Origin of the sequence: Tardiphaga sp. 862_B3_N4_1 (assembly GCF_051811085.1) — a bacterium.
GTDB lineage: Bacteria > Pseudomonadota > Alphaproteobacteria > Rhizobiales > Xanthobacteraceae > Tardiphaga > Tardiphaga robiniae.
Map to the genome: position 1 here is coordinate 716,706 of NZ_JBPWQB010000001.1, position 13,936 is coordinate 730,641.

The window sequence follows — 13,936 nt, forward strand, 5'->3', positions numbered from 1 at the left end:
CTCAGTTTCAAAATACAATGACAAATCGGTCACCAAGCGGCGCGACTCATTCGGCCGCTTGTGCTGCCTTCAACGCAGCCTTGTATTCGCGAACCGATCGGATGCCGATTTCGTTCATTGCGAGCTCGCGCTCTTCAAGCTCGTACTGATCTTGGCGCAAGCCGCTCAATTCCTTCATGATGATGATGGCGGATCCCGCAATTACGCCGCCGAACAGCGCCAGCAGGACAAAGTGAAATCTCTGCGGAAAGATCGGTCGGAGAGGGCGATCGGCAGCTTGGATTACACGCACGCTCGACAACTGAGTTTTCTTGGCGATGTCGAGATTGATCTTTTCCTCGATGACTCGTGCGCCGTAGTGATCGGCGGCCGTGGAGGCACGGACCAACGCGCGCTTGAGCTGGTCATACTGGGATTCCTTGGACGATAATGACGCGAGCTCGGCATTCACATGTTCGAGCTCGTCAGCAAGGAGGCTCTCGAGCTTCATGGATCCGTTCAGATCGGTATTGACCTTGAAGAGAGTGGCGACGGCGTCCTGATACACTTTGATCAGCAACAATGGAGGGGTTTCCTCAAAGTTCTGAGGTGTCCCGGCAGCATTTGGCGTAACTGGATAATCACGCGCACCCAGGCTATTGACGATACCAGTGACCGTTTTCGATTGTTGAACCGGCTTCAGTATCAGGAGCTGATCAACGATGGACTGCTTTTGGCCCTTTCGATCCTGGATCTGCGCACGGGTCGTTGAGATTAACGTACTCAGCTCGTTTGCCCGCTTGAGGAGCAGTGCGCGTTGCTCCGCGACAGAGTATATCGCCGCTCCGACCGAGAAATTCTGGAGTTCGGTCGCCGACTTTTCAGCTTCCAACTGCAGCCGTCTCGTTTGATCTTCAAAGAAGATATCGGCGCCAGGTGTCTGGACGAGATCGGCCTGAACCGCGACGAGGGCATTTGCCAGTTCAGTTAAAAAGCGTGTGGCAACAGCAGCGTCGGGATAGCGAAAGGAAATGCGCAGCAGGTCTGACCGCCCCTCCTGCTTCGCGGTAATCAGATCACGGAGCGAAGCGACCAATGCCGCCTCTTTACTTGGCGCCTGATCGCTGGCCTCGTTCGTGTCAGCCGGCTTCGACCAACTCGCTAATGCATCGGCGACACTCTTCGGCAGCAGCCGCGAAAGATCGATAGACCCGATCGTCTTGCTCATGGACGCCATTAGACTGTTGTCTCGGCCTTTGTTGAAGCGATCAAAGCCGGTGCTGGACGCTGCTTCCCGGACAACGTGGTCAGTCGTAACAAGTCGAGCGAGCGAATCGATTCGGATAGACAGGTCGGCGCCCTCGGCGAACGGATTCACGCTTGCGCCTGAGGACCGGTCTTTGATGCCCTGGCCGACACGCAGCAGAGTGTAGGACTCATATCTTTCACCGATCGTTGCGTAGGCCATGAGGGTCAGGAGTGAGACGACAACGATGGAGCTGCCGACAATGCCCTTTTGGCGCCAAATGCTTGGCAAGAGGACTCCGAGGAGCTGACCGTATCGTGTCATGTGCATTCTCCGAATTCAGGACGACGCGACGGCCTCTCCTGATTGGAGAAGACGCGGGTTCTGTCGCCGCGATCATGCGAGACGCGCATGGGTCAAAGTTGATGGGTGTCAAATTCGGGGGGCGATTTCCCCATGAATGCTCAGCACCTCCAAATGCCGTCAGGGGAGGGGCGGTTAGGTGCGCTCCCTTCGAACGCCAGCGTATTGAGAGTTGTCAAGTCTAAGGGCGTTGCCTGCGTTTAGCTGGTTCACACAGGTCGATGACGTGCCAATTGCAGACTGACGCTTTGCAGGATCTCGAGCTCATGGATGAGGGTTGGATCGGGTTTCGTACCAACGCCGTGACGCCGGCGAATCTGCCCACATGGCTAGATCTCGCCCGTACGATGGCTGCAATCGAGGTGGTTGCGTTCCACTCCTACCAATTGATGTTTCTGGAAAGGTCTCCGGACCCGGGAGATGGCTCTCCAGTCAGCTATCTCTACTCTCTTGTACAGACCCTCAGCGCGCATGGTATGGCCGCTGTCATCGTCTTCTTCGTTTTGAGTGGCTATCTCGTGGGCGGACCAGCGATCGTCAGAGCAAGATCGGGGCAGCTCAATGCGATTGAGTACTTCGCGGCCAGAGGCGCTCGCCTCTATGTGGTGTTGATGCCCGCACTTGTGACGTCCATCTGCGCATATGGTTTGGCGAGACATTTGCCGAACTGGCAGGAATTCGTTGCGACGCGCCACGACCTATATGATGCAGGGAGGCTGTTCTCTGCAAGCGCGGGGGCAACGACGGCTGTATGTAATGTCGCCTTTCTTCAGACGATCGCATGCTCGGAGTTTGCCGGAAATCTGGCATTGTGGAGCCTCTCCAACGAATTCTGGTACTATGTCCTGATCTTTGCTCTTGTCGTCGTTTGGTCTCGTCCCAGTTTTACATTCTTGATCATCGGCATCCTCGCCTTGTTCTGGTATGCGGAAAGGCATGACCCGGCGGGGACACATATCGGAACCAAATTCATCTTCTACTTTTTGATATGGTGCCTTGGCGCCGCCGTTTACGCCATTAGGGCGCCTGCCGTGAGTTGGCTGTTCTTATTCTGCGTAGGTCTCGTTGGAGCCTGGCTGCTCTATGTAGGGGGGGCGGCGCCGAAATGGGCGGCAAGCCAACTGGCAACCGGCCTGATTGTCGCAGGCAGCATCGTGGGGCTGACCCTCTCAGGTGCATCTATGCCAAGGCAGCTGCACCCACTCGCAAACGGCGCGAAGTATAGTTTTTCGCTATATGCAACACACTATCCAATTTTGGTGGTGCTGAACGTTATCTTCAGTAGTGGCCCAAGCGAGTTTACGTTGTTCTCTCTCGTTCGCTTCGTGTCCTTCATGCTGCTCTGTGGTGCGCTATCTGTTGCGTTTTATCGCCTGTTCGAAATACACACTTCATCGGTCAAGGCGTTCGTCGCGAAAGCTGTGAGAACGATAGCGACCGAGACAGGAACGGCATTCGCTTCTCGGAGAGTTATCGAAGAGTATGCGTCGACTACAAACTCAACGAGGAAAGAAGATCTACTTTTGCCCGACGCCCGGGCCGTTGGGGCTCGCGATAATTCCCGGTAATCTAGACACCGAACTGATAGCTCTCGGGATAACAGCCTGCTTGCAAAAGTATGGGAAAGGCAGCAGGTCGAAATCGCTGTGCTGAGGCTTAGTTGCCCCAACGTCGTGTCAATTTCGCAAGAGGATTTCGAGTTGGTAAGGAGAATACGAGGCCGCAAAAATAGGTTTCATACCCTGAGCTTAAAACTGCGTTCGAGTGAAAGGCCGATCTGCAACGCCGCATCTCGGAATTTAGCTTCGGTTGGATTATTGGTCGGTGTTATCAGGCATTCCCAGCTGTCATCCACGCGAAATACAAATATATCCAGGTTGCTGGGCCACGGGCCGATGAGTCGGGTAGCTTCAGCAGAGATCATGCGGATAATTTCGGTTGGTGTCGTCTCTGTCTTGCCCATGCGTCTGGCTCGGGTCTCGGTTTAGATTGTAGAAATTGATTTCATGTTCTTGTTAAGGAGATGGGATTGACAAGATAAGCTGAATTCGATTCACGGAAAGGCGGATTGACGCGAGATCACGATCGACTTGCGCTGTTAACAGCCTTCATCACGGTGCCTCGCGGCGTAAATAATCGTCTGGATTAAGCGTCACGACGGATATGCGCGCTCGGCTTTTGAAAACATTCCCCTTTAAGAGTGGGTTTTTGCGAACAGTATCAGAATACAATTTATGGAAGCTGTCACTAACTATTATCGGGAAAGGAATATTCTCGTGACCGATCCTTTCAGTGATCGACTGTTGTTTGCCGTAGAGATTGACGGACATCCGACGTTAGCGTTCGATGCGAGTTCTGTTGAGGTCGCGAAAGGCATATGTCTTCTTTCTGAGTTTCGAGAGGATCTCGGTAGGGTGACGTGCGACGGTCAGCGAATTTTCAGGCAGACATCGGTTATCAGTGTGCGAGGCGCAAGCGCGTGCGAGGCTGCAACGTTTTATGCCGCCTTGAAAGATTTGGGGCCCACGGCTGAAATATCGTTTGTGTTCCTCAGCAAGGTCGATCGTATTACTCTTGCAGCCGATGAAGGCGCTCAGCCACTTCCGGATGCCTTGGTCACTATCCGCAGAACCCATCCCTCATTTTAAAACGAGGCCCCGAGTTCCTGAGTGATCGTGCGTAGTTCACTCTCAAGCCCGCTTGGCCTGCGGCCTATACAACCGATTGGGTCGCTTGTGCCGGAAGGATTTCGATCTGGAGCAAGTGCTAGGCATCATCCTGCTGGTTGTAATCGTCGTTGTGCTCGCGATCGGATTACAGGCTGCCTACACAACACTTCCGACCTGGATCGATCATCCTGTGCAACCCCGTTGTTAATCAGCACGACATTGACCGGAAGCTAGTGCTGAGAAACAGTCCATAGCACCTGTTGGAATGCATGGCGCTTTCATCGCCGACGTAACAGACGATCGGACTTTTGGGATTGGCCAAGCTCATTCCCACCTATGCTGGATGCTCCAGAATTCGAGTGGCGTGGTCCGGCGGACAAGGGCGCTTGGTACAATCCCAGGACAGGCGAAAGTATGCGGCCTGATCGAGCGCACGCAAAGTGCGGTTGGGGCGAACGGTGGGGTTGATCCGGAAGAAATCGTAAAATCTAATAAAATCAACAAACAATGCGGGATACAGCTGGCATCACCACAGCTTTGCAAGCCTTACTCCTGATATGGCATCGAGTGCGGATAACCAACGGCCGTGCGGCACCGGCGGGAGATGCGGCAATTACACCGAGTTGATCGGAACTGCCTATACCATCGATATTGCTTCATTCAATATTTCATGAGCGGCATTGCTTTAGGTGGCACGCTGTGGCCGCAATCGCTGCCCTTCGTAAAAGATGCATCATGCCTCATCTCGAGGAAGGAGTGGAACTACAGATCGCGCGGCTAACTCTTCCAGGCCATCAGAAATCCAACGGGCGTAGTGCTTCTCGATCATTGAGGTGCGCGCTGTCACGCCCGTAGATGAGCGCGACGAACTCTACCGGCCCCAGAATGCCGGCGTCGCCTTGAAGCGCCGCCATTTCTTGCGCAGCGTTTTCGCGGCCGCAATCTCGTCGCGGGCCTGCCAGCCAGTGACCGTGCCGATGGCGAGGTGAAGCGCGGCCTGACCGTCCTGCCTGACGGAACCGAGCAATCCGCGGATACTTGCGATATCGCATACGCGTCCCAGACTCTTCTGGAGTCTGGCGAGCCGAGCCACGTAGCGCTTGGCGGGCGCATGGCCGGCGTAAAGTGGCAAGAAGAATTCAGCCGCATAGCGCAGCCTCTTGAGCTGGATCCTGAGACTGTGCCGTGCAGCGGTGTCGAGCTGCCGGAAGTGCCCGCCATGCTTGCGCACCTTCCGCTGCTGTCGCGCCAGAATTTTGTCAGCGAGCGCCGGTATTGGCTGCGACAGGACAGCCAGCGCATCGCTGTCGATATCGTTGCGCCAGCTGCGGCGCTCGACCCAGTGCCCGAGCGAAAGCAGAAAACGGCTGTAGCGCGGATCGTCGAGAACCGCCTGCAGGCTGCCATAGCTCGACTTGCGCTGCCGCTCGATTGCCTCGCGCAAGCCGCCGAAGTCGACCTCCGGCGTGGTCGTCGCCACGCGAGAAACGATCGTGGTGGCGAAAACGTCCCAATCGCGGGTTCGGCCGAGCTGTCGCATCAGCGACCTCGCTTCGCTGTTGATCGCCTCAAATGAGGGCGATGGGATCTCGCGCCGGAACAGCGCACAGATCGTGCGCAAACGGCGCAGAGCGATGCGCATCTGGTGCACGCCTTCGGGGTCGGATCCCGCCTTTGCCACCGCATGATTGCGCAGGAGATGATGCCAGCAGGCGCCTCCCAGCAGCGCAATGACGTCGTCAACCGCGTGCTCGGCAGTGATGTTGACAGGTTCGGCTTTCACTGCCGGTTGCATGACATTGAACGCCAGCGCATAACCGCGTTCTGCCTTGCTCCGTGTGCCGACCTGCAGCGGCGCGGCATCGAGCAACTGCGTTCCGAGATCAAACAGCGCGCCGGCGTTGCCGCTCTTCAATTCGAGCTCGATCTCGGACAGGACTTCTTGACGCGTACCGGCCTCGATAGTCCCCACGTCGAAGGCGATCTCAACTGACGCATCAGGCAGATCGAGCTGCCGTGCATGCCGGCGAACTCTTGTCGCAAACGCTGGCACGAGCGCATCGGGCGTAAGCGTCGTCAGCGGATCGCCGATCTCGGCGCCAGGAAGTCGCGCCAGATCGGGAGTCATACTGTCAACCGATGTTTCCCACTGCCGTCGCGCCAACGGCCGCCCGATGTCGGGCAGAAGCTTCAATGTCTGAATGAAATGCTTGCCGCTGCGTCGCACGCGCAGCGACATGCCGCGTTGAAACAGCGCCCCCTCCGGTGTGTCGTAATAAATTGTCTCCAGCCGGCGGACCACGCCGCGATTGCGCGCATGCTGCACGATGACGGGCATCTGGCGCAGTTTTTCGAGGATAGCTTGCGGCGCCAGCAGCTTAAGTTCGATTTCCGCCTGTTCGCCCGGTCGCACGGCAATTGCTGCGCCAGCAGAATCGGGCACGATTGGCTGCTGGGCGTTCAATGGTAACTCCATCGGAAGCACGCATCATATTTTATGACACTAGCAAGACATGCCCAAGATGGCGATGGAATGACGCGGTAAATTACGACGGCAATTTCCGGATCGATCGGGACCAGCGGGACTCAGGGCTGTTCGAATGGTGCGAACGCCCACATCCGTGAAAAGCAAATCCCTACCTCAGCTGGCGGCCTTACTTTGCTTTTCGCTCGGCGGTTTGATCGCGGTCTGCGGTACGGGACCGGTCACGACTGGAGATGATCTACCATTGGATGGCTTATCATCGGAGGCGTGACTTCTGATTGTCTCGAGCACCAGGAAAAACTTCTCGGCAAGCATGGCAGTAACCTCGCTGGCGAAGTATCTCCATCATTAGTTGCGTCGAGTTGCTGAAAATTCAATCACTTACGGCAGGCCGCCGCAATTAAATTTACGCGCCAGAGTATCGCGAACGGGGCAGCGATATCCGCCTAGTTTACCTCGTCGGAGCGAAAGCGATCCGGCGGAAGCCGGCGCTGCATTCCGGACGAGCTACATCGTCCTTCTGGAAGCGGGACTGGGCCGCAAAGCGGCCCTCGGCACGATTGAGCCTAAAGGCGCTCCCATAAATTATATAATGATATCAATTATATAATGCGCCTCTTCTTCAGGCGTATCGAGCGCAAGATCGAGGTAGCAATAGGCTGGTTCGAACAGGACAGAGAATGATGGTGCCAATCCGGATAAGGACGGATGGTGCCGTGCAAATCAATCTCGAAGCAAAGGCAGGAGTATTTTGCCTTGTCGCTCGATCTCCGCCAGATAGGGCGTGTCGGACAGGATAAAATACTTGATGCCGAGATCGCGGTATTTCTGCAGCGAGCTGGCCACTTCGGATGCCGAACCGACCAGCCAGGTGGTGCCGGCGCCGGCTGCGCCGAATTTTCCTGGTGCCGTATAGAGATTGTCGTCGAGGACGTCGCCGCGGGCCTGCAGGTCGAGCAGTCGCCGTTGGCCGATTGCGATGGCTGGGCCGTGGTCGTTCCAGCCCGCGCCAGCTTTCTTCGCCATGTCGGCAACCTTGGCTTCCGCCGCAGCCCAGGCTTCGGCCGAGCTCTCGCGGACAAGCGTCGTGATCCTGAGTCCAAACTCCAAAGGCGAGAGGTCCCGATCGAGGCGCTGACTCAAGGTCTTGAGCCGTTCGATGCGCTGTTTGACGTCACCGAGCGGTTCGCCCCAGAACAGCTGGACATCGGCTTCGGTTGCGGCGACATGCTCGGCCGCGTCCGACGCCCCGCCGAAATACAGCTTCGGATGTCGGCGATTGCCGCGCTGGAGTATGCGCGGCGCCGCGGTCGAGTCTGAAACGCAAAAATGTGCGCCGGAATAGGTGACGTTTTCTTCGGTCCATAGCCGCCGGACGATGCGCATGAATTCCTTGGTGCGCGCATATCGCTGCGACGAGTCGGCTTCGTCATCCCCATAAGCTGCCAGATTGTCCTTGCCGGAGACGATATTGATGCGAACCCGGCCACCGCTCAATTGATCCAGTGTGGCTGCGGCAGATGCAAAATGCGCCGGCTGCCAATAGCCGGGACGGATGGCTATCAGCGGCTCGAAACGCGTCGTTCGGGCCGCCAGCACTGACGCGACAGTGAATGTGTCCGGTCTTCCCCAGCCGGTTCCGATCAGCGCGCCTTTCCACCCATGACGTTCCAGCGCTTGCGCCTGGTCGGCAAGCGTCTCGACGCTGTTGTGGTTTGGATCGACGACATCGCCGCGGTGACCTGCCTTCACGTCATTCGGGATGTACCAAAGAAACTCCGAACGATCGCTCATGATGTCCTCTGACGATGGGACCGCATGTTTGCGTGCGGCTCACCGTCCCGTGCCGTTGTCAAAATGGGCGCACCGATGTCGCGCCGAACACGATGGCTGCGATCAACGCAAATGCGCCGTAAACGGCGGCCGTGTGCAGGCGCACCGCTGTGCGGTTCGACGACGCGCGCGCACGGTTATGCAACCGGGCTTCCGCCGATAGTTCACGCATCATCTTTCTCCAACGCGACATTTGCAGATAACAAGGCGATAAATCCGATCTACGCAAGCGCGTGCCAGAAATAATGATGATCAGCACGCCGGGGCGTTCCGGCGTGGAGTAATATTCTCCATGCCGTCTGCGCCGGGCAATTTTGTTCGTTCGGCGCTGATTGTCATTCTGGTTGGGGTCGGGACAGTCTCGATCTCAACGAGCCGTGGCGATACGGGATTGGCTAGCCTTGTGACTTCGCTGGTCGATGAGTGCCTTCGCCGCGCGTTCCGCTGCACGGGCCGATCCGAAATGGTCGCCTTCGAGCGTGTCGAAGGCAGGCTCGGATGAAAAGAAACGAAATCCGCGCTCTTCGGCGACGACGATTCCGGCAGTACGATTGAAGACTTCGATGACATAGGCATTGGACATGCGCGTTCTGTTCGCCGCCGAGGCAGCGATCCTATCAATGAGTGATGGGATGTTCGGTGTGAGTCGTTACGCTGGAATCAACAACACGCGCCGGTGGCCGCGGACACGCAGCGGCGTGTTACGCGCTTGCGCAACTGGCTTACTACTGTTGTCTCATATGCGGTCATGCAGGCATTCCGAAGTGCATAATCTGTGTCACGAATATCCGACGGCGGCGTTCGTTCGTCAATGAAATGGCCATCCAAATTTATCGTCATCGCAATGACGACGCTGCTGTGCGCAGGCATGTGCGGCGAATGGATGGCTGTTTGGCGACGGCAGCAGCCATCCGACCACGGGAAATCGTTCCGCCAAGCAGCGTGCCCAAGGTTTGGAGCTGCGCGCGCTGGGTCGACTGCTTGACTGTGATCGTATCGGAAGCGAAGGCACGTGACGTGAGGTCGGCGCGTGAGAAGAAAGGATGGACGTATCGAAAATGGGGCACTTTTGGAATTCCTTGTCCTCGGCTCATGAGTCACAGTTGCAGCTGCATGAGATCGGAACAGGGGAGCCGCGATGTCGAGGGTTGCCGACGACGTCAAACAAGACATAGGTCGGGACGGTCCGGCGCCGCTTTGGGACTTGGGTACGATCGTTGCCGGGCTGCGCGAGTCCCGCGACGTTGCCCACAATATCTGGCAGCGTGGGCCGAGCAGACGGGCGCCGTCGCGCGAAGCCCTCGCGGAGGTGCTCAAGAGCCTCACCGAGGCATTGTTTCCCCGGCATTACGGCCGCTCCGATTTCGGCACCGAAAACATCGATGCGTTTGTCGAAGGTAAACTTGGCGCTGCGCTGGATGGCTTGCTCGAGCAAGTCTACCGCGGGCAGACTTTCGTTTCCGACGGCGCACCGACCGAGCGACATTTCGAGGATGCCGTTACGTTGACGCGCGACTTCGCCGCCCGGCTGCCGGAGATCCGAGGCAGGCTGGTCAGCGATCTCAGGGCCGCCTTCGTGGGAGATCCTGCTGCGACGAGCTTTCCCGAAATCCTGATTGGCTATCCCGGCATGGTGGCAATCATCCATCACCGCGTCGCGCACCTGCTCTACAATCTCGGGGCGACGATGGTGGCGCGGCTGATCGCCGAGCTGGCGCATAGTGCAACGGGAATCGACATTCACCCGGGCGCGCGTCTTGGCGCCAGCATCTTCATCGACCATGGCACCGGCGTCGTGATCGGCGAAACTGCCATCGTCGGCGATCGCGTCCGAATCTATCAGGCGGTAACGCTTGGAGCCCGGCACTTCCCCACCGATCACGAGGGCAAGGCCATCAAGGGCAATGCGCGCCATCCGATCATCGAGGACGATGTCATCATCTATGCGGGCGCAACCATTCTGGGACGCATCGTGGTCGGAAGCGGCTCCACTATCGGCGGCAATGTCTGGTTGACCGAAGACGTGCCGCCCAACAGTTTCGTGACGCAGGCATCGGTGCGCAGCAAGATCAGCCCGCGATGATGGTTGGATAGCCGGCCCGCTGCCGCTGTCGCGACAGGCACGGCCCGTGGTCGGGCCATGCTACATCGCGTCAGGGAGAACACGCGAGCTGCCCTCCCGCTGGGATTACCAGGCGGCGAGGATCGAGCCGTTGAACTTGGTGCGGATGAAATCCTTCACCGGCTGCGAACGATAGATCGAGATGAATTTCTTGATCTGCGAATCGTCTTTGCGATCGTCACGCGCGGCGAAGACGAGGGTATAATATGGCTTGGCTTCGACGACGCTGGTCTCGGCCGCAAGTGCCTTGTTGAGGTCCAGGCCAGCGAGATAGGCGTAGTTGGATGACACAAAGGCGGCTGCCACGTCATCGAGAGACCGCGGCAACTGGGCCGCGTCGATTTCAACGATCTGCAGCTTCTTCGGATTTTCAGTCACATCGAGAATGCTCGCCGAGAGGCCGGCATCGGTCTTCAACTTGAGCAGTCCGGCTGTCTGAAACAGCAACAATGCGCGTGCTGCATTGGTCGGATCGTTGGGGATGGCGATCTTGGTCCCGTCGGGAATGTCGGAGGCCTTGGTGTATTTCTTGGAGAAGACGCCGGCCGGCACCAGGATCGATTCATCGAGGGCGGAGAGCTTGTAGCCGCGCGCCTTCGATTGATTGGCGAGATAGAAGCGGTGCTGGAAGTTGTTGAGGTCGATGTCGCCTGCCTGTAGTGCTGCATTGGGCTGGTTCCAGTCGCTGAACTCGATGATCTCCGCCTTCAGTCCCTCTTTCTCGGAAAGCCGCGCGGCCTCGCGAAGAATGTCACCATAGGGCCCTGCCGAAACGCCGACCTTGAGCGGCTTGTCGGCGGCATTGGCCTGCAGGGTGGGTAACGACAGTGCAAGCGCTGAAAGGGAGAGAATGAGAAATCGAGATGCAGCTTTCATGATGTGTCCAGGTTGGGAATGAAGTGAATGTACCGCGCTCGCTACGATGTCGCAGCGTTCCGGATGGCCTAGAAGAAGCCCTTGGCCGGCAGCGGCGTGCCGTTGATCTCATACGCGCCGATCGCCTGCGCCTTGTAGGTCACCGGGTTGTGCGACGACAGCGTCCGCGCATTGCGCCAGTGGCGGTCAAGATTGTCGGACTTCTTGGTCGCGGATGCGCCGCCGGTGTCGAACAGCAGGCTGCCACTGCGGATGGCCAGTTCGTCGACGACGATCTTGGCCTTGGACGATGCGAGGGCGGCATCCAGCGCCGGCTTGGTGTCTTCGCGATCAGGGGCGTTGCTCGATACGTCAAGCGCGTCGGCCGCGGCCAGCACGGTCGCTTCTGCCGCGAACGCATTGCTTGCGATCTGGCCAATAGTCTGCTGCAGGATCGGGTCCTCGCGCGGGCGAAGGGTGGGCGCGTAATAGAAACTGCGCGCGCGCCGCCTGACCAGGTCGCTGGCGTCACGCAGGATGGCTGCGGCGATGCCGGCATTGATGGCCGTCAGATAGAGTTGCGCGAACGTGTTCTGATAGGCGGCCCCGTAGCCGATATTGGGTTGATCGAAAATGAGTTCGGCCGCTTCGACCCGGACGTTATGAAAATGCGTGGTGCCGCTTCCGGTCAGGCGCTGGCCCGAACCATCCCAGTCATCGACCAGCTCGATGCCTTCGCGCTTGACCGGAACGATCGTGGTCGCGAGCGCTTCATTGGCGTCCGCGACGCGCACCAGCACGTAGTCCGCATAGAGCGTGCCGGTGCTGTAATATTTGGTGCCGTTAAGGCGGTAGCCGTCGCCATCCGGCGTGACGATAGTGGCGGGAGCGATGTCTCCCACCTGCGAGCTGCCGAGCTCCGTGGTGGCGAGGCCAATGATGGCGCCAGCCGCGACGTCGTCGCGCCACTTGCGATTTTGCGCGCTTGGCGGCGAGGCCAGCAGGCGCTCGACCACGCTATAGTGATTGCGCAGGATATGCGCGACATTGGCGTCGGCTTCCGCCAGCCTGATGACGGCAGTGAGCAGTTCTCGCACGGTACTGCCGCCGCCGCCGTCGGCCTTGGGAATGCGGAGCGCGCCGATCCGCGATCGGCGGATCAGCTCGATGATGTCGTAAGGCAGAACACGGTCGTGCTCGCGCTCTGCCTCGCCCTGCGCGATGTGATCAAACAATTGTTGCAGATCGGACGAGCCGATCCGGATCGGCTGCGACACGTCGAACGCGTGATGTGGTGTGGGCTTGTTCATGGGATTCTTTCTCGGCGATTCCGGTGGGAGGATCGAGCGGCGACAGAGGCTTAAAGACTGGCCAGATGATCCGAGACGGTGACGGACTCGGGCAGGACCTTTCGCTCGGTCAGCCAGTTCGCTGCGGTTTGCAGTTCTCCGACGAATTTCTTATCCGACACGGGGATGAGCGTGTAGTTGCGTTTGCGCTCGATGAACTGGTCTCGAATCCGGTCGTCATATTTCGCGACCTTCTGGATGAGATGCTCGGCGTCGGTGGTGTTCTTGTTGACCCACTGCGCTTCCTTCTCATAGGCCGCATTGAGCGCCCGCACGATGGCCGGATTGTCCTTCGCGAACTTGCGTGACGTCACGTAAGAGGAAAAGTCGATCTGGAACGGCAGGTCGCGTCCCTCAAGGAAAACGTCGTGAGCCTTGTAGTCCAGCCGCGCGATGTCGACGCCCGGCGACCACATCGACCAGGCATCCACCTTGCCGGATGCGAGTGCCGGCGCTGCGTCCGGCGGGTTGAGATAGACGAGTTTCACCTTGGAGCGGTCGACCTTGTGCTTCTCGAGCGCGGCGATGAGCAGGAACTCGCCAAGCCCGGAGCGGTTGACCGCGACCGACTTGCCGACCAGATCCTCGACCTTGTTGATGCCGGAATCATCCTTGGCGATGATCGCCGTCGTGCGCGGCTCGTAGAGCACGAATTGGGTGAAAACGAGCGGCGAGCCGGCGATGATGGCCGCCAGCGCGGGCGTGGTGCTACCGCCAAAGCCAAAATCAGCACTGTCACCGGTCACCGCCTGTAAGGTCGGCGCGTGGTTCGGGAATGGGCCGAGCCATTCCACCTTGATGTCATGCTGGGCGAGTGGCTTCTCGAACTCGCCGCGTTCCTTGGCGATCAGCGTGAGGCCGTGATAGCCCCAGGTGAGACGGACCTTGTCGGTCTTTCGCCCGGTGCCTTGCGCGATGGCGTCGTCATGGCTGGCGAGATGAATGCCGGCATAGGCGCTGACACCAGCCATCGCTAGACTGAGAAAATCCCGGCGTGACGATGTGAAGAACGGATTTGACATGAGAAAACTTCCT

The 13,936-nt window shown here is 58.3% G+C and carries 12 protein-coding genes; 3 read left to right on the forward strand and 9 right to left on the reverse strand.

Translation table 11 applies throughout. The annotated features are described in order from the left end of the window. Positions 1-46 precede the first annotated feature (46 nt). A complete protein-coding gene (locus AB8B02_RS03390) occupies positions 47-1,549 on the reverse strand; it encodes a hypothetical protein (protein WP_147421616.1) in 1,503 nt (500 codons plus the stop codon). A gap of 305 nt (positions 1,550-1,854) precedes the next feature. On the opposite strand from AB8B02_RS03390, the gene AB8B02_RS03395 reads away from it, so the two are divergent. Continuing rightward, positions 1,855-3,156, forward strand: a complete 1,302-nt coding sequence (locus AB8B02_RS03395) for an acyltransferase family protein (protein ID WP_158596767.1) — start codon at positions 1,855-1,857, stop codon at positions 3,154-3,156. A gap of 167 nt (positions 3,157-3,323) precedes the next feature. On the opposite strand, the gene AB8B02_RS03400 is transcribed toward AB8B02_RS03395, so the two are convergent. Continuing rightward, positions 3,324-3,551: a hypothetical protein gene (locus AB8B02_RS03400; protein ID WP_120288752.1), complete on the reverse strand. Its 228-nt coding sequence runs from the start codon at positions 3,549-3,551 to the stop codon at positions 3,324-3,326. Between the two features lie 313 nt (positions 3,552-3,864). Between AB8B02_RS03400 and AB8B02_RS03405 the strand changes: the two genes are divergently transcribed. Next, a complete protein-coding gene (locus AB8B02_RS03405) occupies positions 3,865-4,236 on the forward strand; it encodes a hypothetical protein (RefSeq protein ID WP_309947029.1) in 372 nt (123 codons plus the stop codon). An 892-nt stretch (positions 4,237-5,128) separates the two neighbouring features. Here the strand turns inward: AB8B02_RS03405 and AB8B02_RS03410 are convergent. The 4 genes from AB8B02_RS03410 to AB8B02_RS03425 form a co-directional block, all read right to left on the reverse strand. Then, positions 5,129-6,700: a CYTH and CHAD domain-containing protein gene (locus AB8B02_RS03410; protein ID WP_158596768.1), complete on the reverse strand. Its 1,572-nt coding sequence runs from the start codon at positions 6,698-6,700 to the stop codon at positions 5,129-5,131. 765 nt (positions 6,701-7,465) lie between these two features. Further along, positions 7,466-8,536, reverse strand: coding sequence for an LLM class flavin-dependent oxidoreductase (locus AB8B02_RS03415; RefSeq protein ID WP_439063112.1), 1,071 nt, complete (start codon positions 8,534-8,536; stop codon positions 7,466-7,468). Between the two features lie 58 nt (positions 8,537-8,594). Then, positions 8,595-8,834 carry a hypothetical protein gene (locus AB8B02_RS03420; RefSeq protein ID WP_439064669.1) on the reverse strand — a complete coding sequence of 80 codons (240 nt, stop codon included), beginning with the start codon at positions 8,832-8,834 and terminating at the stop codon, positions 8,595-8,597. 108 nt (positions 8,835-8,942) lie between these two features. After that, entirely contained in the window at positions 8,943-9,158 is a 216-nt protein-coding gene (locus AB8B02_RS03425) for a hypothetical protein (RefSeq protein WP_093759209.1), read from the reverse strand. Between the two features lie 555 nt (positions 9,159-9,713). On the opposite strand from AB8B02_RS03425, the gene epsC reads away from it, so the two are divergent. Further along, positions 9,714-10,658 carry a serine O-acetyltransferase EpsC gene (gene epsC, locus AB8B02_RS03430; RefSeq protein ID WP_439063113.1) on the forward strand — a complete coding sequence of 315 codons (945 nt, stop codon included), beginning with the start codon at positions 9,714-9,716 and terminating at the stop codon, positions 10,656-10,658. A 105-nt stretch (positions 10,659-10,763) separates the two neighbouring features. Here epsC and AB8B02_RS03435 read toward each other — a convergent pair whose 3' ends face one another. The 3 genes from AB8B02_RS03435 to AB8B02_RS03445 form a co-directional block, all read right to left on the reverse strand. Then, a complete protein-coding gene (locus tag AB8B02_RS03435; RefSeq protein WP_439063114.1) occupies positions 10,764-11,573 on the reverse strand; it encodes a MetQ/NlpA family ABC transporter substrate-binding protein in 810 nt (269 codons plus the stop codon). A gap of 68 nt (positions 11,574-11,641) precedes the next feature. After that, positions 11,642-12,862: an acyl-CoA dehydrogenase family protein gene (locus AB8B02_RS03440; protein ID WP_439063115.1), complete on the reverse strand. Its 1,221-nt coding sequence runs from the start codon at positions 12,860-12,862 to the stop codon at positions 11,642-11,644. Between the two features lie 50 nt (positions 12,863-12,912). Next, entirely contained in the window at positions 12,913-13,923 is a 1,011-nt protein-coding gene (locus AB8B02_RS03445) for an NrtA/SsuA/CpmA family ABC transporter substrate-binding protein (protein ID WP_439063116.1), read from the reverse strand. Positions 13,924-13,936: the final 13 nt, after the last annotated feature.